General features: G+C 70.2%; 19 protein-coding genes and 1 riboswitch. Of the genes, 9 read left to right on the forward strand and 10 right to left on the reverse strand.

Annotated elements, in window-relative coordinates:
• The first annotated feature begins 18 nt into the window (after window positions 1–18).
• Window positions 19–831: a MerR family transcriptional regulator gene (locus tag IE145_RS11950; protein WP_189520906.1), complete on the forward strand. Its 813-nt coding sequence runs from the start codon at window positions 19–21 to the stop codon at window positions 829–831.
• On the opposite strand, the gene IE145_RS11955 is transcribed toward IE145_RS11950, so the two are convergent.
• The 10 genes from IE145_RS11955 to IE145_RS12000 all read right to left on the reverse strand — a co-directional run bounded on the left by IE145_RS11955 (window position 828) and on the right by IE145_RS12000 (window position 11,258).
• A complete protein-coding gene (locus tag IE145_RS11955) occupies window positions 828–1,709 on the reverse strand; it encodes a thioesterase family protein (protein ID WP_189520907.1) in 882 nt (293 codons plus the stop codon). The two genes, IE145_RS11950 and IE145_RS11955, sit on opposite strands and share 4 nt — an antisense overlap.
• Window positions 1,710–1,781: 72 nt before the next feature.
• Window positions 1,782–2,453 carry a trimeric intracellular cation channel family protein gene (locus IE145_RS11960; RefSeq protein WP_189520908.1) on the reverse strand — a complete coding sequence of 224 codons (672 nt, stop codon included), beginning with the start codon at window positions 2,451–2,453 and terminating at the stop codon, window positions 1,782–1,784.
• 29 nt (window positions 2,454–2,482) lie between these two features.
• On the reverse strand, window positions 2,483–3,739 hold the full coding sequence (locus IE145_RS11965; RefSeq protein WP_189520909.1) for an ABC transporter ATP-binding protein: 1,257 nt from the start codon (window positions 3,737–3,739) through the stop codon (window positions 2,483–2,485).
• Window positions 3,736–4,728: an ABC transporter ATP-binding protein gene (locus tag IE145_RS11970; protein ID WP_189520910.1), complete on the reverse strand. Its 993-nt coding sequence runs from the start codon at window positions 4,726–4,728 to the stop codon at window positions 3,736–3,738. Before IE145_RS11970 ends, IE145_RS11965 begins: the two co-directional genes overlap by 4 nt.
• A gap of 6 nt (window positions 4,729–4,734) precedes the next feature.
• Window positions 4,735–5,697 carry an ABC transporter permease gene (locus IE145_RS11975; protein ID WP_189520911.1) on the reverse strand — a complete coding sequence of 321 codons (963 nt, stop codon included), beginning with the start codon at window positions 5,695–5,697 and terminating at the stop codon, window positions 4,735–4,737.
• Window position 5,698: 1 nt separating this feature from the next.
• Complete coding sequence (locus tag IE145_RS11980; protein WP_189520912.1) at window positions 5,699–6,703, reverse strand: ABC transporter permease; 1,005 nt, start codon at window positions 6,701–6,703, stop codon at window positions 5,699–5,701.
• 85 nt (window positions 6,704–6,788) lie between these two features.
• On the reverse strand, window positions 6,789–8,459 hold the full coding sequence (locus tag IE145_RS11985) for an ABC transporter substrate-binding protein (RefSeq protein ID WP_189520913.1): 1,671 nt from the start codon (window positions 8,457–8,459) through the stop codon (window positions 6,789–6,791).
• A 252-nt stretch (window positions 8,460–8,711) separates the two neighbouring features.
• Complete coding sequence (locus IE145_RS11990) at window positions 8,712–9,500, reverse strand: enhanced serine sensitivity protein SseB C-terminal domain-containing protein (protein ID WP_189520914.1); 789 nt, start codon at window positions 9,498–9,500, stop codon at window positions 8,712–8,714.
• 223 nt (window positions 9,501–9,723) lie between these two features.
• Window positions 9,724–10,494 carry an enhanced serine sensitivity protein SseB gene (locus IE145_RS11995; RefSeq protein ID WP_189520915.1) on the reverse strand — a complete coding sequence of 257 codons (771 nt, stop codon included), beginning with the start codon at window positions 10,492–10,494 and terminating at the stop codon, window positions 9,724–9,726.
• 71 nt (window positions 10,495–10,565) lie between these two features.
• Window positions 10,566–11,258: an AAA family ATPase gene (locus tag IE145_RS12000; protein ID WP_189520916.1), complete on the reverse strand. Its 693-nt coding sequence runs from the start codon at window positions 11,256–11,258 to the stop codon at window positions 10,566–10,568.
• Window positions 11,259–11,433: 175 nt separating this feature from the next.
• Window positions 11,434–11,531, forward strand: a riboswitch (glycine riboswitch).
• Window positions 11,532–11,708: 177 nt separating this feature from the next.
• On the opposite strand from IE145_RS12000, the gene gcvT reads away from it, so the two are divergent.
• The 8 genes from gcvT (at window position 11,709) to IE145_RS12040 (ending at window position 21,198) form a co-directional block, all read left to right on the forward strand.
• Entirely contained in the window at window positions 11,709–12,824 is a 1,116-nt protein-coding gene (gene gcvT / locus IE145_RS12005) for a glycine cleavage system aminomethyltransferase GcvT (protein WP_189520917.1), read from the forward strand.
• Between the two features lie 132 nt (window positions 12,825–12,956).
• Window positions 12,957–13,334, forward strand: a complete 378-nt coding sequence (gcvH, locus tag IE145_RS12010) for a glycine cleavage system protein GcvH (protein WP_006127740.1) — start codon at window positions 12,957–12,959, stop codon at window positions 13,332–13,334.
• Window positions 13,335–13,353: 19 nt separating this feature from the next.
• Window positions 13,354–14,613: a serine hydroxymethyltransferase gene (glyA, locus tag IE145_RS12015; RefSeq protein WP_010060010.1), complete on the forward strand. Its 1,260-nt coding sequence runs from the start codon at window positions 13,354–13,356 to the stop codon at window positions 14,611–14,613.
• 169 nt (window positions 14,614–14,782) lie between these two features.
• The gene (locus tag IE145_RS12020; RefSeq protein ID WP_189520918.1) at window positions 14,783–16,168 is read left to right on the forward strand and encodes an L-serine ammonia-lyase; all 1,386 of its coding nucleotides are present in this window, start codon (window positions 14,783–14,785) and stop codon (window positions 16,166–16,168) included.
• Between the two features lie 509 nt (window positions 16,169–16,677).
• On the forward strand, window positions 16,678–17,325 hold the full coding sequence (locus IE145_RS12025; protein WP_189520919.1) for a hypothetical protein: 648 nt from the start codon (window positions 16,678–16,680) through the stop codon (window positions 17,323–17,325).
• A 202-nt stretch (window positions 17,326–17,527) separates the two neighbouring features.
• Window positions 17,528–18,223 carry a hypothetical protein gene (locus tag IE145_RS12030; RefSeq protein ID WP_189520920.1) on the forward strand — a complete coding sequence of 232 codons (696 nt, stop codon included), beginning with the start codon at window positions 17,528–17,530 and terminating at the stop codon, window positions 18,221–18,223.
• 227 nt (window positions 18,224–18,450) lie between these two features.
• Window positions 18,451–19,890: a basic amino acid/polyamine antiporter gene (locus IE145_RS12035; protein WP_189520921.1), complete on the forward strand. Its 1,440-nt coding sequence runs from the start codon at window positions 18,451–18,453 to the stop codon at window positions 19,888–19,890.
• 51 nt (window positions 19,891–19,941) lie between these two features.
• Entirely contained in the window at window positions 19,942–21,198 is a 1,257-nt protein-coding gene (locus IE145_RS12040; protein ID WP_189520922.1) for an arginine deiminase, read from the forward strand.
• The last annotated feature ends 32 nt before the right edge of the window (window positions 21,199–21,230 follow it).

Below are 21,230 nucleotides of genomic sequence, written 5' to 3' on the forward strand. Positions count from 1 at the left end.
CCACGGGAGACTGGTCCGGTGAGGGACAAGGACCACCGCCCCGGGGAACCGCCCGCCGACGGGCTGACCGTGGGGCGGACCGCCGCGCTCGTCGGGGTCAGCGTGAAGACGCTGCACCACTGGGACGCGATCGGCCTGGTGCGGCCGGGCGGACGCACCCGGTCCGGCTACCGGGTGTACGGGGACGACGACGTCGCCCGGCTCCACCGGGTCCTCGTCTACCGGGAGATCGGCATCCCGCTGTCCGCGATCGGGCGGCTCCTGGACGACCCGGAGGCCGATGCGCGCGAGCATCTGCGCCGGCAGCGGGGGCAGCTCGTGGACCGGATCTCCCGGCTGGAGCGGATGGTCGGCGCGGTCGACCGGATGCTGCTGGAGTCGAGGCCCGGCATCCGGCTGACGCCCGAGGAGCAGGTGGAGATCTTCGGGGCCGACTGGCAGCCCTCCTGGACCGAGGAGGCCGAGGAGCGCTGGGGCGGAACGGAGCAGTGGGCGCAGTACACGCAGCGGGCGGCCGCGATGAGCCCCGAGGACTGGAAGGACGTGGCGGCGGCCAACGAGGCGCTGGAGGCCGGCCTGGCCGCCGCCCACCGCGACGGCGCCGCACCGGGCTCGGACCGCGCGAACGCCCTCGCCGAACGGCACCACGCGCTGATCTCGACGTACTTCGACTGCACGTACGCCCTCCAGGTGTGCATCGGCCGGACGTATGCCGAGGACCCCGGGTGGGTCGCGCACTACGACTCCGTCGCCCCGGGCCTGGGCGGCTGGCTGTGCCGGGTGATCACCGCGAACGCCCGGGCCCACGGGGTGGACCCGGACACCCTCTAGGAAGTCCGCGGGGCCTTGGCGAGCTGCCGGGACTGGGCGACGAGGCGGTCGGCGCTGTCCCAGACCTCGGCGTCCTCCTCCAGGAAGCCGCCCGCGAGGTTGCGGGTGGTGATGGCGACGCGCAGCGGGCCCGGGGCGGGGCGGCAGCGGATGTGGGTGGTCAGCTCGACGGTGGGCGTCCAGCCGGTCAGGCCCAGCTCGAACGAGGTCGGCGGCAGGGCGTCCACGGTGAGGAGCAGCGACAGCGGGTCCGGATCGCGGCCGTCGGCCAGGCCGAACCAGCCGCGCATCTCGCCCTTGCCGGAGGGTGCGCCGACCGCCCAGCCGACGGTGGCCGGGTCGAGCTTGATGTCGAGGCGGTCGGTGATGGCGGAGCTGCCGGGGATCTTGGGTGCCCCGTCGCTGGGGCCGAGGCAGTGGTCCCGGTCGGGCATGGCGGGCGGCAGGGCCGTGGTGCGGACATCGTCGGGGAGCGTGTCCAGGTCGCCGTAGGTGGCCAGGACCCGGATGCGCTCGACCTCGCTGCCGTCCTCCGCGTACTGGAAGAGGGATGCCTGACCCGTGGAGAGGGTCCGGCCGGTCCGGACGGTCTGGGTGCGGATCACCGCCGGGCCGGGCACGGAGGCGGTGAGGTAGTGCGCCGAGACGGAGAACGGGTCCGGGTGCGGCAGGGCCTCGCCCAGGGCCCGGCCGAGCAGGGCCAGCAGATAGCCCCCGTTGACGGCGTGGATGATCGTCCAGCCGGCGGAGAGCTCGGCGTCGTAGACGCCGTCCTCGCGCAGGGTGACCGCCGTGTCCCGGTCGAACTCGCTGTCGCCGATGGTCGCCGGTGCGGTCGGCGCCGCTCCGGTCACTGCCTCAGTCGCTGCCTGTGCCATGGCATGCACGGTACATCCACCACCCTACTGAGCGGTAGCTTTTTGTGAGCTCCGTTACCCGGCCGACCCGCCCTACGTCGCCGCCGGCCCCTCCTCGGCCCGTGCGGAGGTCCGGTTGTAGGCCCGGGGCGCCCGCCAGTGGAAGCGCAGCGCCAGCAGCCGCAGGACGAACGCGGCGATCACCGCCATCCCGCTGGTCAGGGCGTTGAGGGTGTCGAAGCGGATGCACAGCACCACCATGGTCGCGCCGACGATCGCGGGCACCGCGTACAGGTCCCGGTCCCAGCGCAGCAGCGAGGGGACCTCGTTGGCGAGCACATCGCGCAGCACACCGCCGCCGACCGCCGTGGCCAGGCCGAGCGCCGCGGACGCGGTGAGCCCGAGGCCGTACTCGTACGCCTTGACCGTGCCGGTCACGCAGAACAGGCCGAGCCCCGCCGCGTCGAAGACGTTGACGCCGACCTGGATGCGCTCCACGTGCGGGTGGAGGAAGAAGACCAGGCCGGCGGCGAAGAGCGGGGTGATGAAGTAGCCGAGGTCGGTGAAGGCGGCGGGCGGGATCGCGCCGATCATGACGTCACGGAACAGCCCTCCGCCCAGCGCTGTCACCTCCGCGAGAACCGCGATGCCGAAGACATCGAAGTTCTTGCGGACGGCGAGCAGCGCGCCCGAGATCGCGAAGACGAAGATCCCGACGAGGTCGAGCGCATGCTGGACGGAGGGCGTGAACAGTTCGGTGAGCACCGGGCAATTGTGCCGGTCCCGGACGTTCCCTAGGTCTTGGGGCTGTCCTCCGCCTTCTCCGGGGCGTCCGCGGCCTCTTCCGTGGCGTCGGCCGCCTTCGTCCTGGCCTCCCCGGCGTCCGTCGCCTTCGCCCTGGCGTTCGCGTCGGCCTGGGCCGGTACGGTCGCGGGCTCCTTCTTCGGGGCGTCCGCTGCCGGGGCCTCGGTCTCGGCCTCCGAGACCTCCTCGGCCTCGGCCGCGACCGTCTCCGTACCGACGACCGCCTCGATGCCGGTCGCCAGGGTCCGCTTCACCGTTCCGGCCTCGATCTCGGCCGTGAAGTGGCAGGCCACCTTGTGACCGTCGCCGGTGTCCAGCAGCGGCGGGCGCTCCGTGGCGCACTTGGTCTCCTGCACCCACGGGCAGCGGGTGTGGAACCGGCAGCCGGCCGGCGGGTTCGCCGGGGAGGGCAGGTCGCCGTGGAGCAGGATGCGCTCGCGGCGGTCCTCGATCTCGGGGTCGGGCACCGGGACGGCCGACATCAGCGCCTTGGTGTACGGGTGCCGGGGCCCCGCGTACAGCGCGTCGCTCGGGGCCTCCTCGACGAGCCCGCCGAGGTACATCACCCCGATGACGTCCGAGATGTGCCGGACGACCGCGAGGTCGTGCGCGATCACCAGGTAGGTCAGGCCGAGGGACTCCTGGAGCTCCTCCAGCAGGTTGATGACCTGCGCCTGGACCGAGACGTCGAGCGCGGAGACCGGCTCGTCGCAGATGATCACGTCCGGCTCCAGGACCAGCGCGCGGGCGATGCCGATGCGCTGGCGCTGGCCGCCGGAGAACTCGTGCGGGTAGCGGGAGAGCGCGTTGGACGGCAGGCCGACCTTGGCCAGGATGTCCTTGATCTTCTCCCGGCGCTCCGCCTGGTCCTTGCCGATGCCGTGGGCGGCCATGCCCTCGGACAGGATCGACTCGATGTTCTGCCGGGGGTTGAGGCTGCCCAGCGGGTCCTGGAAGACCATCTGGAGGCGGCGGCGGAAGGCCCGCATCTCCTCGCCCGGCAGCTTCGCCAGGTCGGTGCCGTCGAAGACGACCCCGCCGTCGGTGATGTCGTTCAGCCGCAGGACCGCGCGGCCGAGCGTCGTCTTGCCGCAGCCCGACTCGCCGACCAGGCCGTACGTCTGGCCGGCCTCGATGGACAGCGAAACGCCGTCGACCGCGTAGACGTGGCCCACCGTACGGTCGAAGAAGAGGCCCTTCTTGACCGGGAAGTGGACCTTGACGTCGTCCAGTTCGAGAAGGCTCATGCCGGGACCTCCGCCGTGGGCAGGACCGGGTTGACGCAGCGCACCTGGTGTCCGGCCGCGCGTGGTTCGGTCAGTTCGGGGGTGCCGGTGAGGCACTCCATCGTGTAGTGGTCGCACCGGGGTGCGAACGCGCAGCCGTCGGCCCAGGCGATCTTGTCGTTGATGGAGCCGCGGATCGGGTTGAGCGGCTCGCCGCGCGGTGCGTCCAGTCGCGGGATGGAGCCGAGCAGTCCGTGCGCGTACGGGTGGGTGGGGTGGGCGAACAGCTCGCGGCGGCCCGCCGATTCCACCGCCCGTCCGGCGTAGAGGACGTTGACCTCGTCGCAGAGACCCGCGACGACGCCGAGGTCGTGCGTGATCATCAGCAGGGCGGTGCCCTCCTGGTCGACCAGTTCCTTCAGGAGTTCCAGGATCTGCGCCTGGATGGTGACGTCCAGGGCCGTCGTCGGCTCGTCGGCGATCAGCAGCCGAGGGGCGCAGGCGACCGCCATGGCGATCAGCGCCCGCTGGCGCATACCGCCGGAGAGCTGGTGCGGGTACTCCTTGAGCCGCCGCGTCGGGTCGGGGATGCCGACCCGGTCGAGCAGGGACGCCGCTTCCTTCCGGGCCTTCTCGCCCTTCAGGCCGCGGTGGCGCTGGAGGATCTCGGTGACCTGGATGCCGATCGGGACGACCGGGTTCAGCGAGGACAGCGGGTCCTGGAAGATCATCGCGAGCTGGCTGCCGCGCATGTCGCGGAGCTTGCGCTCGTTCATGGTCAGCAGGTCCTGGCCGTCGAACTCGGCACGGCCGCCGATCCGCACGCCCTTGCGGGGCAGCAGCCCCATCAGCGCGAGCGAGGTGACGGACTTGCCGCAGCCCGACTCGCCGACCAGGCCCACGACCTGGCCCTGGTCGACGGCGAAGGAGACGCCGTCCACGGCCGTGGCGTCCTTGCGGCCGCGGGCGGTGAAGGTGACGCTGAGTTCCTCAACGGAGAGCAGTGACATGGGGCTTCAGCCTCGCAACTTCGGGTCGAGGGCTTCGCGCATGGCCTCGCCGAGCAGGGTGAAGCCGAGGGCGGTGATGATGATCCCGATGGCCGGGTACGCCGCCATCATCGGCTCGTTGTCGAAGAAGCGCTGCGCCTGCGAGAGCATCACGCCCCACTCGGGAACGGCCGGGTCGGGGTTGCCGAGCCCCAGGTAGGACAGGGCGGCGGCCTCGATGATCGCGGTGGCCAGGCTCAGCGTGGCCTGGACGATCACGGGGCTCAGCGAGTTCGGCAGGATCTGCGTGAGCACGATCCGCTTGCGCCGGATACCGACCGCCTTGGCGGCCAGCACGTAGTCCGCGCCGCCCTGCACCAGCATCGAACCGCGCAGCAGGCGGGCGAAGATGGGGATCTGGACGACACCCACGGCGATCATCACGGTGGTCAGCGACTGGCCGAGCACGGCGGCGATGGAGACCGCGAGCAGCAGCGAGGGCAGCGACAGCATGATGTCGGTGAAGCGCATGATCACGGTGTCGATGCGCTGCCCGGCCTTGCCGCCGAGGGTCGCGGCGGCTCCGGAGAGCACACCGACGAGCGCGCCGACGATCAGGCCGATGAGCATGGAGACCACACCGACGAGCAGCGTCTGCCGGGCGCCGACGAGCCAGCGGGAGAACATGTCGCGGCCCAGGTGGTCCAGGCCGAACCAGTTCTCGCCGCGCATGCCGATGAACTTGCCCTGGTTGGGGAAGACCTCGCTGCGCCAGGTCTGCGCGGTCGCACCGTGCGGGGCCAGCATCGGCCCCACGACGGCGACGAGGACGAACGCGGCGATGATCGCCGCGCCGATGATCGCCATCTTGCTGGAGCGCATGCGCCGGAACGCCTCGCGCCACAGGCTGCTGCCGTTGACGCTCTCGTTGCTCTGGGTCAGCTCGGCAAGACGGTCGATCTTGTCTGCTTTGTTGGTCAGGATCGTCACGTCAGTGCACCCGCACTCTCGGGTCGATGATGCTGTACGCGAGGTCGACCAGCAGGTTGATCAGCACGTACACCATCGCGATGAAGAGAATGAACCCGACGAGGACCGGGTAGTCGCGGCCGTCGATCGCGGTACGGATGAAGGAGCCGATGCCGCCGAAGTCGAAGACGGACTCCGTGAGCACCGCACCGGAGAGCAGGCTGCCGGTCAGCAGGCCGACCGCGGTGATCACCGGCAGCAGCGCGTTGCGCAGCACGTGCCGGCCGCGCACGGTGCCCTTGTCGAGGCCCTTGGACTCGGCGGTACGGATGTAGTCCTCGCCGAGCACCTCCAGGACGCTGGCCCGGGTCATCCGGACGATCACGGCGAGCGGGATGGAGGCGAGGGCGACGGCGGGCAGGACCAGGTGCGTGATCGCGTCCCAGCTGGCGTCGAACTCGCCGGTCAACAACCCGTCCAGTACCGCGAATCCGGTGACGTCGGTGGCGTTGATGCCGGTGGTGAGGCGGCCCTGGCTGGGGAACCAGCCCAGCTCCACGGAGAAGATCCCGCGCAGCAGCATCGCCAGGAAGAAGACCGGGATGCAGATGCCGAGCAGCGATCCGGAGACCGAGGCGACGTCCAGCCAGCCGCCGCGCCGCTTGGCCGCCAGGTAGCCCATCGGGATGCCGACGGCGACGGCGATCAGGATCGCGGCGACGCTGAGCTCCACGGTTGCCGGGAAACGCAGGGCGAACTCGTCCCACACCGGCTGGCCGGTCTGGGTGGAGGTTCCGAGGTCGAGCTCGAAGATGCGCTTGAGGAAGCGCCAGTACTGGACGTGCACCGGCTCGTCGAGCCCGAGTGCACGGTTGATTCTCGCCACTTCGGCTTCGGTGGCCCGCTCGCCCAGGATCGCTGAGGCGGGTCCGCCGGGCAGTCGGTTCAGCCAGAGGAACAGCAGGACCGACAGGCCGAGCAGGGTGGGAATGAGCTGGAGAAGTCTTCTTACGACGAGTCGCAGCACCCCGCATGCCCCTTTCTCACGTGCGTCGATGCGGGTCCGCCCGGCCACCTGGTTGCTGTGGCCGGGCGGACCCGCTGGTGTGCGATTACTTGAAGGAGACCTCGGCGAAGTTCTCCTGCGTCAGCGGGGAGACCTTCGGCGGGTTGACGTTCTTGGCGAACGCGATGGCCGGGGGCGACGAGGAGATCGGCACGCCCGGGACGTACTCGGCGATGGCCTCGTTGGCCTTCTTGTAGGCCTCGGTGCGGCCGGCCGGGTCCGTGACCTTCGAAGCGGCGTTCACGGCGTCGAAGACCTTCTGGTCCTTGAAGCCCCACTGCTTGTCCGGTCCGGCGAACCAGGTGCCGATGAAGTTGTAGCCGTCGTTGAAGTCACCGGTCCAGCCGAGCATGTGCAGGGCGCAGGAGCCCGCCTCGGTGGCGTCCAGGTAGTCCGGGGCCCACTTCATGGCCTTCGGCTTGACGGTGATGCCGGCCTTCTCCAGGTCGGCCTTCATCAGCTCGAACATGTCCTGCGGGGCAGGCATGTACGGGCGGGTGACCTCGGTCGGGTAGCAGAACTCGATGGAGAGCTTCTCCTCGCCGGCCTGCTTGAGGAGGTCCTTCGCCTTGGCGGTGTCGAACGGGTAGGTCTTCACCTTGTCCGAGTAGCCGGCGACCGTGTCGGGCATGAACTGGGTCGCGACCTTGCCGCCCTCGGGCAGCTGGGTGTTGACGATGTTCTCGCGGTCGATGGCGTGGGTGATCGCCTGCCGGACCTCGGGCTTCTTCAGCGCCGGGTTGGCGGACTGGCTCATGCCGAGGTAGAAGATGTTGAAGACGTCACGGGTCGGAACCTCGTAACCCTCCTTCTCCAGCGTCGTCACATCGGCCGGCGCGACCAGGTCGTAGCCGTCGATGTCACCCGCCTGGAGCGCCTGACGGCGGGTCTCCTCGGTGGAGATGGTGCGGAAGACCAGGTTCTTCACCTTGGCCTTCTCACCCCAGTAGTCGTCGAAGCGCTCCAGGGAGACTTCCTTGTTCCCCTTGTTCCACTTGACGATCTTGTACGGGCCGGTACCGGCGACCGTGCCGGCCTCCTGGCTGTACTTGGGGTACGTGATCGCGTCGCCCTTGGCGGTCGCGTCCTGCTTCTCGTACTCCTTGATGGCCTTCGGCGAGTGGATCGCCAGGGCCTGGAGCGAGAAGCCGCCCGGCAGGTTCGCCGAGGGCTCGTTGACCTCGATGACGGCCGTGTTCTCGTCCTTGGCGGTGCAGGACTTGTAGTTGGGCTCGGGCGCCTCGGCGTCCTCGTTCTTCGCGAACCCGCCCATGATGGTCTGCCAGTAGTAGGAGACCGCGCTGGACTGGTACGTGCCCTTCCAGTTGAACCAGTGGTCGTAGTTCGCGCAGACCGCGGCGGCGTTGAACGCCTCGCCGTCGTGGAACTTGACGTTCTGGCGGAGGTTGAACGTCCAGACCTTGCCGGCCTCGTCGCTCGACCACTTCTCGGCGAGACCGCCGACGAGCTTGCTGCCGCCGGGCTCGTGCTCCAGCAGCGCCTCGAAGGCCTGACGGGTGACGCGGAACGTCTCGCCGTCGCTCGCGAGGGCAGGGTCGAGGGAACCGGGGTCACCGGCTCCGGCGAAGACGAAGGTGTCCTTGTCGCCACCCTTGGCGTCACCCCCGTCCCGATCGCTGGAACAGCCCGTGGCGACCAGACCGACAGCGACCGCCGTCGTGATCGCCCGGACAGCCCGGGACTTGAATATTCGCATGGGTCCACCCCTGGTTCGCCATGTGGTGAGGTTTGATGGCCGCACACTACAGACGGTGCCTGCCGCAAGAGAACAGTCCGGATAGCGGTGAGACCTAGTCGAGACCCGGACAGTTAACAAACCGTCCAGTTCCGGGACATCCTCACGGGGGAAGTTAACAAGCCGGACATCGAGGGGGGTTCGACGGAGGGTGACCGAGGGCGGAGCTCTTCCCCGCGACGGGGGTCCTTCGGTTCTGCGGGGCCCTTCGGCTCAGCGAGGAAGCGGCGGGTAGCCGTAGCCGGGCGCGGCGGCCTGCGCGGGGCCCGCCGGGGCGTGGGCCTCGCGGTCGTAGAACGGGCGCGTGTTGGCGCGCAGCCACATGCCGACCGGGTCGTACTCGTCGGACAGCGCGACGGTGGAGACCGGCAGCCCCTCGGGGACCGCGCCGACCGACTGCCGCATCATCTCGCGCGCCGATTCGACGGAGGCGCGGCCGGTGTCGTAGAGGTCGAGGCCGATCGCGAGATACGGGACGCCGACCGCGGGGTGCACCCAGGCGCGGCGCAGGGAGCGGATCGCGGGGGTGCGGTGGGCGTTCTGGGTGAGCAGGGCGTAGAACTGCGGGAGCTCGATGGCGGGTTCGCTCAGCCGGAGCGGTCCGGCGGGCAGCCGGTCCAGGCCGGTGGCGATACGGCGCAGATCGAGCCAGGGGATGCCGACGCCGCCCCCGGGGGCGTGCGGGTTGAGCCAGATGCCCCAGCGGTCGGGGAAGAGGGCGCGGGCGATGTCGCGTCCGGTGACCAGCTCGTGGGCACGGTTCCAGCCACTGGCGGAGAGCTCCTGGGCGGAGGTGACGCAGGGGGCGTACCCCAGGCCGTCGATCTCCATGTTCCCGTACTGGGCGTCCGGCGAGCCGGCCGTGCCGTGCCAGAGCAGCATCCAGATCCGGCCCTCGGCGACAGCGGAGAGCAGCTCCTCGTAGGCGTCGTAACGCCCGGGGGTCACCTGGCGGAGCACATGCTCCACCTTTCCGGCCGCCGCGGTGCCTGACGCACTCACCCTGGGTTCCGCCCCTCGTCGATCCGTCGCAGATCCGTCGCATTCACGCCATCGTTCCCGGGCACACGGGAGCGACCACGCCATCAAACCAGCTTATGCGCCACTTCAGACACCGACTTGACGCCACGGTCCCGCGGCGCCCGGTCCCGGGGCTCTCGGTGGCCCTCACGCCGGTGGATACGATGGGCCCCCGGTGGCCTCCACGCCGACGGGTCCGGTGCCCTCAGTGGCCCTCGCGGCGGTAGAACGGGCGTACCTTCTCCCGCATCCAGTCGCCGACGAGGTCCTGGGCCACATCGAGCAGGACCAGGTTGACCGGCCAGGGCACCTGGACCCGGCCGAGCGCGCGGCCGATGGCGTCCATGGGGGCGCTCTGCCCCGCTCCGTCCCAGGTGGCGAACTCGACGCCGACGAAGAGGACCGGGTCGCCGCCCTCGATGCTGGCCAGCGTCCGGCGGGCGGTGCTCACGACTCCGGTGGCCTCGAACTCCTCGGACACGGCGGTGAGGAAGTCGACCGGGTCGTGCTGCCAGTCCGGCTCGAACAGCCGGACCCGGCCGCCGGTGGCGGGCCCGTCCAGGGCGGTGCGGCCCGCCCGGCAGAGCTCGGCGACGGCGGGCGGCGGCAGCGGTATGCCGACGGCGCCGCCCGGGTTCACGGCGATGCCGACCTGCGGGGGCAGGCCGCGGGCGAAGTCGCGGGCGGGCGCGACGGTGAAGGACATGTGGCTGCCGACGCAGCTGAGGAACTGGGCCTCGGAGCTGAAGACGGGGACGAAGGCCGCGCCGTCGATCTCCATCATCGGCAGGTCGAGGTCCGCGCTCGCGGGGGTGCCGCCGTTCGGCAGGGGCACCCAGACGGAGCTGCGGCCGAGCACCTCGACGAGGCGGCCGCCCGCGTCCGGGACGCCGATCGAGGCCGACAGCACCTCTTCGAGCTCGTTGGCGGGCCACCCCTGCTGGGGGTGGGCCGGTGCGGGTGCCGGAATGTCCACTGGCTCTGTGCCCTCTCTCAACCGCCCGGGCCGCGCCGCGGCGGCCCTCTGCTCCGGCCAGCACCCTAACCTCAGCCGGCGGTGGAAGCTCCGGCGTCCGCGAAGGAGATCCGGCCGAGCGCCCCCGCGGACTCGCGGTCGAGCAGCACGGCGGAGGTGCAGCCGGCGGGCAGGAGGCCCTGTTCGGTGTCGCGGAGCAGCCGGGCCACCGCGTGCCGGTGGCGGGCGAAGGCGTAGCCGGAGACCCCGCGCCCGCGTGCGCGCTGCCCCTGCCGGGCCACCTCGGGCGTCACGTCGAGCAGGATCAGGTGGAGGGTGCGGCCCCGGGCGGCCGCGTGCCGGGCGAGCCAGCGGCGTACCCAGGTCTGGGTGCCGCAGTCGTGCACGACGACGGATTCACCGGAACGCAGGGCTTTCCGGAGGCCGAGGTAGTGCGCGGCGCGCACGAGGGGGCGGTAGAGGGCGTAGGGCAGTAACCCGGGCATGGCGGCGGCCCAGCTGTCGCGGGTGTTCTGGGAGTCGATGGCACGCCCCTGCACGGCCCTGCGGATGAGGGTGGACTTGCCGCTGCCGGGGAGTCCGGAGACCACGACGATGTCACCGGCGGCGAGATCGAGGCTGTGCGGGCCGTAGCCGGTGCGCCCGCGCAGGTCACGTACCACCGGCGCGCGGGTCCCCAGCAGCTCGCGCACGGGTGCGCCGGGCTGTGCGGGCATCGCGCCGTGCGCGACCCCCGCGGTCGGTACCGACCGCTGCAACGTCATCGCCCATCCCCCTGCCGTCGGGTCTTGCACGTCTGCCCCTGAAGTGTAAAGAAAAGGCAATACGGCACAACCGGCTTCGGGCCTGTCGGCGATGCCTTCACCTGCGGGGAGACCTGACCCCCCACTCTCCCCCGATGCGTGCGATGATGACCCCGCCAACTGCATACCGGCCGTTCGAATCCGCGCGGGAGAGTTCCGGCCACAGTGTGAGCCGGGCGCCGAAGGAGCAAGATCCTCCCTTGAATCTCTCAGGCCCCGTACCGCGTGGATGAGGCAGATCTGAAAAGCGAGTCGCCCCGCGACTCCACCCAAGGTGCAAGCCGAGCCCCCTGAACAGGGGCGCCCTCCGGGGGCACACCCCGTCAGGGGCTATCGGCGAACCTCTCAGGTTCCGATGACAGATGGGGAGGATTTTCCGTCCTGACGTCGTCATGCCCTGGAGCCGTATCCATGAGCACTGCCCCCCGTCTCACCGCCCTCGACGCTTTGCACCGCTCGCTCGGCGCCACCATGACCGACTTCGCGGGCTGGGACATGCCCCTGCGGTACGCCAGCGAGCGCGAGGAGCACAACGCCGTACGCACCCGGGCCGGTCTCTTCGACCTCTCCCACATGGGCGAGATCACCGTCACCGGGCCGGAGGCCGCCGCCTTCCTGAGCTACGCGCTGGTGGGCAACATCGCCACCGTGGGCAACGGCCGGGCCCGCTACACGATGATCGTCCAGGAGGACGGCGGGATCGTGGACGACCTGATCGTCTACCGCCTCGGAGAGACCGAGTACATGGTCGTCGCCAACGCGGGCAACGCCCAGATCGTGCTGGACGCGCTGACCGAGCGTGCCGGCGGCTTCGACGCCGAGGTGCGCGACGACCGGGACGCCTACGCGCTGCTCGCGGTCCAGGGCCCCGAGTCGCCCGCGATCATGAAGGCCGTCACCGACGCCGATCTGGACGGGCTGAAGTACTACGCGGGCCTGCCGGGCACGGTGGCCGGGGTTCCGGCGCTCATCGCCCGTACCGGCTACACCGGCGAGGACGGCTTTGAACTCTTCGTCGCGCCCGAGCACGCCGAGCAGCTGTGGCAGGCGCTGACCGAGGCCGGCGCGCCGCACGGCCTGGTCCCGTGCGGGCTCTCCTGCCGGGACACGCTGCGCCTGGAGGCGGGCATGCCGCTGTACGGGCACGAGCTGACGACCGCGCTGACCCCGTTCGACGCGGGCCTCGGCCGGGTCGTGAAGTTCGAGAAGGAGGGCGACTTCGTCGGCCGCGAGGCGCTGAAGGCCGCCGCCGAGCGCGCCGAGACCGCCCCGCCGCGCAAGCTGGTCGGCCTGATCGCCGAGGGCCGCCGGGTCCCGCGCGCCGGTTTCCCGGTCGTGGCGGACGGTCAGGTGATCGGTGAGGTGACCTCCGGCGCCCCCTCCCCCACCCTGGGCAAGCCGATCGCCATGGCGTACGTGGACGCGGCCTTCGCCGCGCCGGGCACCGAGGGCGTGGGCGTGGACATCCGGGGCACGCACGAGCCGTACGAGGTCGTCGCGCTGCCGTTCTACAAGCGCCAGAAGTGATATCCCGGAGGGAACGGCGCATTCCGGGCCCTCCGCACCGGCACGCAGGCGTCACGGAAGTGACGTACCTCCGTCTCACACCGCAAGACCACCGTTCATCAGCACTCCCCCGCGTACAGGAGAATTCAGGTCATGAGCAACCCCCAGCAGCTGCGGTACAGCAAGGAGCACGAGTGGCTGTCGGCCGTCGAGGACGGCGTGGCCACGATCGGCATCACGGAGTACGCGGCCAACGCGCTCGGTGACGTCGTCTACGCCCAGCTCCCGGAGGTCGGTGACACGGTGACCGCGGGCGAGACCTGCGGCGAACTGGAGTCGACCAAGTCCGTCAGCGATCTGTACTCGCCGGTGACCGGTGAGGTGACGGCGGCCAACCAGGACGTCGTGGACGACCCCTCGCTGGTGAACTCCGCTCCCTTCGAGGGCGGCTGGCTGTTCAAGGTGCGCGTCGCGGAGGAGCCGGCCGATCTGCTCTCCGCCGACGAGTACACCGCGTTCTCCGGCAACTGAGACCTTAAGGGACCCCCTGATGTCGCTTCTGAACTCCTCCCTCCACGAGCTGGACCCGGACGTCGCCGCCGCCGTCGACGCCGAGCTCCACCGTCAGCAGTCCACCCTCGAAATGATCGCCTCGGAGAACTTCGCTCCGGTCGCCGTCATGGAGGCGCAGGGCTCCGTCCTCACCAACAAGTACGCCGAGGGCTACCCCGGCCGCCGCTACTACGGCGGCTGTGAGCACGTCGACGTCGTCGAGCAGATCGCGATCGACCGGATCAAGGCCCTGTTCGGCGCCGAGGCCGCGAACGTCCAGCCGCACTCCGGTGCGCAGGCGAACGCCGCCGCGATGTTCGCGCTGCTGAAGCCGGGCGACACGATCATGGGCCTGAACCTGGCCCACGGCGGTCACCTGACCCACGGCATGAAGATCAACTTCTCCGGCAAGCTCTACAACGTGGTCCCGTACCACGTCGACGAGAGCGGCACCGTGGACATGGAGGAGGTCGAGCGCCTCGCCAAGGAGTCCCAGCCGAAGCTGATCGTGGCCGGCTGGTCCGCCTACCCGCGCCAGCTGGACTTCGCCGCCTTCCGCCGGATCGCGGACGAGGTCGGCGCGTACCTGATGGTCGACATGGCGCACTTCGCGGGCCTGGTCGCGGCCGGGCTGCACCCCAACCCGGTGCCGCACGCCCACGTCGTCACCACCACCACGCACAAGACGCTGGGCGGTCCGCGCGGTGGCGTGATCCTCTCCACCCAGGAGCTCGCCAAGAAGATCAACTCGGCGGTCTTCCCCGGTCAGCAGGGCGGTCCGCTGGAGCACGTGATCGCGGCGAAGGCGGTCTCGTTCAAGGTCGCGGCGGGCGAGGAGTTCAAGGAGCGCCAGCAGCGCACCCTGGACGGCGCCCGGATCCTGGCCGAGCGCCTGGTCCAGCCGGACGTCACCGAGGTGGGCGTCTCCGTCCTCTCCGGCGGCACCGACGTGCACCTGGTCCTCGTCGACCTGCGCAACTCCGAGCTGGACGGCCAGCAGGCCGAGGACCGGCTCCACGAGCTGGGCATCACGGTCAACCGGAACGCCATCCCGAACGACCCGCGCCCCCCGATGGTCACCTCGGGCCTGCGGATCGGCACCCCGGCGCTGGCCACCCGCGGCTTCGGTGCCGAGGACTTCGCGGAGGTCGCGGAGATCATCGCCTCCGCGCTCAAGCCGTCGTACGACGCGGACGACCTGAAGGCCCGCGTCGCCGCGCTGGCCGAGAAGTTCCCGCTGTACCCCGGCCTGAAGTAGCACCTGGCCTGCGGTTCCGCGCATCGTGACGGGGCACCGCGCACACTGGAGAGGTGAGCGCGGTGCCCTGTTCCTTGCCTCCGTCGGTCCGTCTCATCCCGCTTGCCCCGCTTGTCCCGCACCACCCAGGCAGACAACGGCGTCTTCCCACCCCCCAAGGAGTCCTCCCGTGGCCATCTCGGTCTTCGACCTCTTCTCGGTCGGCATCGGCCCCTCCAGCTCCCACACGGTGGGCCCGATGAGGGCCGCCCGGATGTTCGCGCGCCGCCTGAAGAACGAGGGCCTGCTCGCGCACACCGCCTCGATACGGGCCGAGCTGTACGGCTCACTCGGCGCGACCGGCCACGGGCACGGGACGCCGAAGGCGGTCCTGCTCGGCCTGGAGGGCGAGTCGCCGCAGACGGTCGACGTGGAGAGCGCCGACACGCGCGTGGACGAGATCCGCTCCAGCGGGCGGATCAACCTGCTGGGCATGCACGAGATCCCGTTCGCCTTCGACGACGACCTGGTCCTGCACCGCCGCAAGGCGCTCCCGTACCACGCCAACGGCATGACGGTCTTCGCGTACGACACCGAAGGCGCCCCGGTCCTGGAGAAGACGTACTACTCGGTCGGCGGCGGCTTCGTCGTGGACGAGGACGCGGTGGCCGGGGAGAACCCGATCGTCCCGGACGACACGGCCCTCAAGCACCCCTTCCGCACCGGCGACGAGCTGCTGCGGCTCTCCCGCGAGACCGGCCTGTCCATCTCCTCGATGATGCTGGAGAACGAGCTGGCCTGGCGCACGGAGGCGGAGATCCGCTCCGGTCTGCTGGACATCTGGCGCGTCATGCAGGCCTGCGTCTCGCGCGGCATGTCCCGCGAGGGCATCCTCCCCGGCGGCCTCAAGGTCCGCCGCCGCGCGGCGAACTCGGCCCGCCAGCTGCGCGCCGAGGGCGACCCGCAGGCCCACGCGATGGAGTGGATCACCCTCTACGCGATGGCGGTCAACGAGGAGAACGCGGCGGGCGGCCGCGTCGTCACCGCCCCCACGAACGGCGCGGCGGGCATCATCCCGGCCGTTCTGCACTACTACATGAACTTCGCGTCCCACGGCTGCACCGAGGCGGAGAAGGAGGACAGCGTCGTCCGCTTCCTCCTCGCGGCGGGCGCGATCGGCCTCCTCTTCAAGGAGAACGCCTCGATCTCCGGCGCCGAGGTCGGCTGCCAGGGCGAGGTCGGCTCGGCCTGCTCGATGGCGGCCGGCGCCCTGGCCGAGGTCCTCGGCGGCTCCCCCGAGCAGGTGGAGAACGCCGCCGAGATCGGCATGGAACACAACCTGGGCCTGACCTGCGACCCGGTCGGCGGGCTCGTCCAGATCCCCTGCATCGAGCGCAACGGCATGGCGGCGGTGAAGGCGGTCACGGCGGCGCGGATGGCGCTGCGGGGCGACGGCAGCCACAAGGTCTCCCTCGACAAGGTCATCAAGACCATGAAGGAGACCGGGGCCGACATGAGCGTGAAGTACAAGGAGACGGCTCGGGGCGGGCTCGCGGTGAACATCATCGAGTGCTAGGCGGATGGGCCCCGGCCGGCGCGTTCGCCGCTTTCAGCGCTGCCGGGGACTTCCCTGCCGGCGCGGCGGGAAGTCCTTCAGAACCCCCTGGGACAGACGTGGAAGTCCTGGAAAAGTCCCTGGGTTGTGCCGGAAGCAGGCGAAAGGCGCGCACGTCAGACATTAGGATTCCATGGGGCTGCCGAAGGAGACCACGGCCGACTGCGTCGCACAATATCGAATGCATGTTCTGCGTTGCGTCCTGCGCGACTCGTTCGCGTGATTCGATCACCCGATCGCCGGATACCCCGGCCTCGGGACTTGTTCGTTATCCGGACGCGAGAGGCGTGCCGACGGGTTCGGAGAAAGGTTTCCTCCGCCGACTCTCGACACCATTCGACATCACATGACCAACCGGGGGCACCACCATTCACCACGACCCGACCAGTCGCTCGGGCCCGGCCCCTGCGGCGGCTGACCTCCCGCCCCCGACGCCCGAGTCGGCCTTCGACGCGCTGTACCTCTCCACTGTGCAGGGCCTCACCCAGCAGGCCTATGTCCTGACCGGGTGCCGCACGCTCGCCTTCGAGTCCGCCGAACACGCCTTCCGCCAGGTTTGGGAACACTGGCCCGAAGTCGCGCGCGATCCCGACCCCGCAGGGTGGGCGCGAGCGCGCACCCATGAATACGCGCTGTCTCCCTGGCACCGATTGCGGCCCGGCCTGAACCGCCCGGATCCGCTGTCCTCCGACCCCGTGGTGCAGGCACTACTGGAACTTCCGCAGTGGCAGCGCCGAACGGTGCTGCTCTGCGACGGCTTGGACTTGAGTGTGGCGGAAGCCGCGTTCGAGACGCAGGCGAGCACCACCGCCACCGCCGCCAGGCTCCAGAATGCCCGCACCGCCTTCCGCCGGCAGATGCCGGACACCTCGGCCGACAGCTCTCGCCAGGCACTCAGAAAGCGCGTCAAGGGCGCGTCTGTCGCCACCTTCGTCCAGCCCTGGTCCATCCGGACCGCCAGCGAACGCCGTGCCAGCACCCTCAGCCGCGCCGTGTTCGGGGCTACCGCGACCTTCATGGCCCTTGTCGCCGTCATGAGCGCCACCGCTCCGTCGAACGGGGACCCGGTCGACGACAGACGCGCTGACCGGCGCACAGCCCAGACGGCGCAGGAGTGACGCGGGGTCAGAGTGCGGGCGCTCGACGCTCACCGCCGGCCTGCCTGCGTGGCCTCATGCGGAACTACAGGCTCAGTCGATCCGATCCGAGGGGTCACCTCATTTTCGCAGGCCAGCCTACCCGCCGCGGAGGTATCACCACCTTCGAGTGAAGATCTGTTACTGGCCAGGACATTCCGGCAGCAGAAACGTTGATTCAGCCATGGGTCCACAGCAGTCCTGGAGTCACCACAAGGTTCTGGCGGAGGAGTTCTGTTTGCACGATGAGCAAGTCGGATTCGCGGAAGCAGCGCTCCGCGAAGCACAGATGCGGCGCAGTCGCTCGCTCGCCGCATTCGCTGTCACAGTGGGCCGGGACAGGTCCGTTGCCGATCTGTTGGGCCTGCAGGAACGTGAGGTCAGGTCGGTCCGGCGCGAGGTGGGCAAGAACAGCGCCCGGGCCGCTGCGGACGACTTGCTCCATGCCTCAAGGGCTTCCGACGACGGCCCTCGAACCGAATGGACCACAGACCTGGACGCCGCTCTCAGCCACGGCTGGAGCCAAGGAGTGGATCTGCAGGTGCTTGCGGCCCAGGTCGGCACCGATGTAGCAAGCATCGTGGATCGGTTGAAGGACTTGTCCACGCTGGGGATGCTGCGGGAAGACAGCGGCACCCCGGCAAGGGGCCGCCACCGTAAGCGAGGCAACGCGGCCGACTCGCCCCCGGCCGAGGCCGCTGCGCACTCGCAGCCCCGAGAGCGGCCGGCAGAACCCCGACCGACCAGTCAGCAGATGGCGGAGAGTTGGGCCGCGTGGGAATCGCAGCTCATCCCTGAGCCGAACAGCGCCGCTGCGCAAGGAAGCAGGGGTGTCGTCCTGGAGGGCGTGGTGTATCCGCCGTCCCCGTACGACCACTGAGAAGGGCCTTGACCCTGATTCCGAACATGTCTGTGCGGCATGGGGGCAGGGGCGGCAACCGCAACGATCTCCCCGCGGGCACGTCCCTCACCGAACCGGCCCCGAGGGCCGCTCGCACGACCAGGCGAACGGCCCCCGGTCGCACCTGACCCCCATTTCGGGACAAAACACCCGCCCTATTGCTAGCTTTCCCTGGTTGGCCGATGACCGCATCGACGAGGGAACCCATGAGCCACCCCGAGGCCCCGCCCCGCCCGGCCGCCAAACTGTCGCTCCTGACCCTGACCGCGATGGTGGTCGGCTCGATGGTCGGGGCCGGAGTCTTCTCGCTGCCCAGTCGGTTCGCGCAGGAGACCGGGGTCGCGGGGGCCCTGATCGCCTGGGCGGTCGCCGGGACGGGCATGCTGATGCTCGCCTTCGTCTTCCAGGCGCTCGCCGTGCGGCGGCCGGACCTGGACGCCGGGGTGTACGCGTACGCGAAGGCGGGGTTCGGGGAGTATCTCGGCTTCTTCTCCGCCTTCGGCTACTGGGCCAGCGCCTGCGTCGGCAATGTCACCTACTGGGTGCTCATCATGTCGACCGTCGGCGCGGTGGCGCCCGTGCTGGGTGACGGCGACACGGTGACGGCGGTGGTCGTCTCCTCGGTGGGGCTGTGGGGGTTCTTCCTGCTGATCCGGCGAGGTGTGAAGGAGGCGGCGGCGATCAACCGGATCGTCACCGTCGCGAAGGTCGTGCCGATCCTCTTCTTCGTCGTCCTGGCGCTCTTCTACTTCGAACCGTCCGTCTTCGCCGACAACTTCAGCGGGACCGCCGAGGCCGGCACCCTCTTCGACCAGGTCCGGGGCACCATGCTCGCGACCGTCTTCGTGTTCCTCGGTGTCGAGGGGGCCAGCGTGTACTCGCGGCACGCCAAGCGCCGCGAGGACGTCGGCCGGGCCACCGTTCTGGGCTTCCTGAGCGTGTTCGCCGTCTTCGCCTCCGTCACGATCGTCAGTTACGGGCTGCTGCCGATGGCCGAGATCGCCGACCTGCGGCAGCCGTCGATGGCCGAGGTGCTGGAGTCGGCCGTCGGCACGTGGGGGAAGGTCTTCATCAGCGTCGGCCTCATCGTCTCCGTGCTCGGCGCCTACCTCGCCTGGACCCTGATGGCCGCCGAGGTCCTCTTCGTCGCCGCCCAGGACAAGGACATGCCGCGCTTCCTGGGGCAGTCGACGGCGGCGGACGTGCCCGTGAACGCGCTGCTCCTGACCACGTGCCTGAGCCAGGTCGTGCTCGTCGTGACCCTCTTCTCCGACGACGCGTTCACCTTCGCCCTCGATCTGACCAGCGCGCTGAGCCTGATCCCGTTCCTGCTGGCCGCCGCCTTCGCGGTGAAGGTCGCGGCCCGGCCCGAGCGCTGGGGCGCGGTCGGGCGCTCCGCCCGCCGCGAGCTGGTCATCGCCGTCGTGGCGACGCTCTACACCGCATTCCTGCTGTACGCGGCCGGGCCGAAGTTCGTCCTCGTCTCCTTCATCCTCTACGCCCCGGCGACCTTCCTCTTCGTCATGTCCCGCCGGGAGCAGGGGCGCCGGGTCTTCTCCCCCGGTGAAGCGGTCATCTGCGCGGTGTCGGTGGCGGGTGCCGCCGTCGGCGTCGCGGCGCTGGCCCTCGGCTGGATCGAGCTGTGAGCGCCGGCCCCGTACGGACAGAACCCCGATGCATCGAGTGAAAGGCTCACCGTGACACCCACCGGCCCCGCTTCCGTCCTCGGCGTCCACTCCGAAGTGGGGCGGCTGCGCAAGGTCCTGGTCTGCGCCCCCGGCATGGCCCACCGCCGGCTGACCCCGACCAACTCCGACGATCTGCTGTTCGACGACGTGATGTGGGTGGAGAACGCCCAGCGGGACCACGCCGACTTCGTTGCCCAGCTCACCGACCGCGGGGTGGAGGTCGTCGAACTGCACGCGCTGCTCGCCGCCACCATGGAGATCCCGGAGGCCAGATCCTGGCTGCTCGACCGGAAGATCGACGCGAACGAGGTGGGTCTCGGGCTGGTCGACGACACCCGCGCCTTCCTGGATTCCCTGACGCCGCGCCGGCTGTCCGACCATCTCATCGGTGGTCTGGCCATCGCGGATCTCCCGGCGGAGTTCCGTTCGGCGTACGTGGGTCTCGCCCGGGAGGGCACGGGGGCGCGGGAGTACCTGATGCCGCCGCTGCCCAACACCCTCTACACCCGGGACACCACCTGCTGGCTCTACGGCGGGGTGACGCTCAACCCGCTGTACTGGCCCGCCCGGCACGACGAGACCCTGCTGATGAAGGCGATCTACACCTTCCACCCGGACTTCCGGGGCTCCACGATCTGGTGGGGCGACCCGGAGAGGGACTGGGGCCGGGCCACGTTCGAGGGCGGGGACATCATGCCGGTCGGCAACGGCGTCGTCCTCATGGGCATGAGCGAACGGACCTCCCGCCAGGCGATCACCCAGGTCGCGGCGGCGCTGTTCGCCGAGGGGGCGGCCGGGCACGTCATCGTCGCCGGGATGCCGAAGCTGCGTTCGGCGATGCACCTCGACACGGTGTTCACGTTCGCCGACCGGGACATCGTCACGCTGTACCCGCGCATCATGGATGCCGTCCACACGTTCTCGCTGCGGCCCTCGGACCGGGCGCCCGGGATCGAGATCACCGACGAGGGTTCGACACCGTTCACCGAGGTCGTGGCGCGTGCCCTCGGCCTGCCCCAGCTGCGGGTGATCGAGACGGGCGGCGACGTCTACGCCTCGGAGCGCCAGCAGTGGGACAGCGGCAACAACGCGGTGGCCCTGGAGCCGGGGGTCGTCTTCACCTACGACCGCAATACCCAGACCAACGCCCTGCTGCGGCGGGCCGGGGTGGAGGTCATCACGATCGTCGGCGCGGAGCTGGGGCGGGGCCGGGGCGGCGGGCACTGCATGACCTGCCCGCTGATCCGCGACGCGGTGGACTTCTGACGCGGTACGGCCACGGGTACGGATCCCCGTGG

Source organism: Streptomyces sindenensis (genome assembly GCF_014649035.1).
GTDB lineage: Bacteria > Actinomycetota > Actinomycetes > Streptomycetales > Streptomycetaceae > Streptomyces > Streptomyces sindenensis.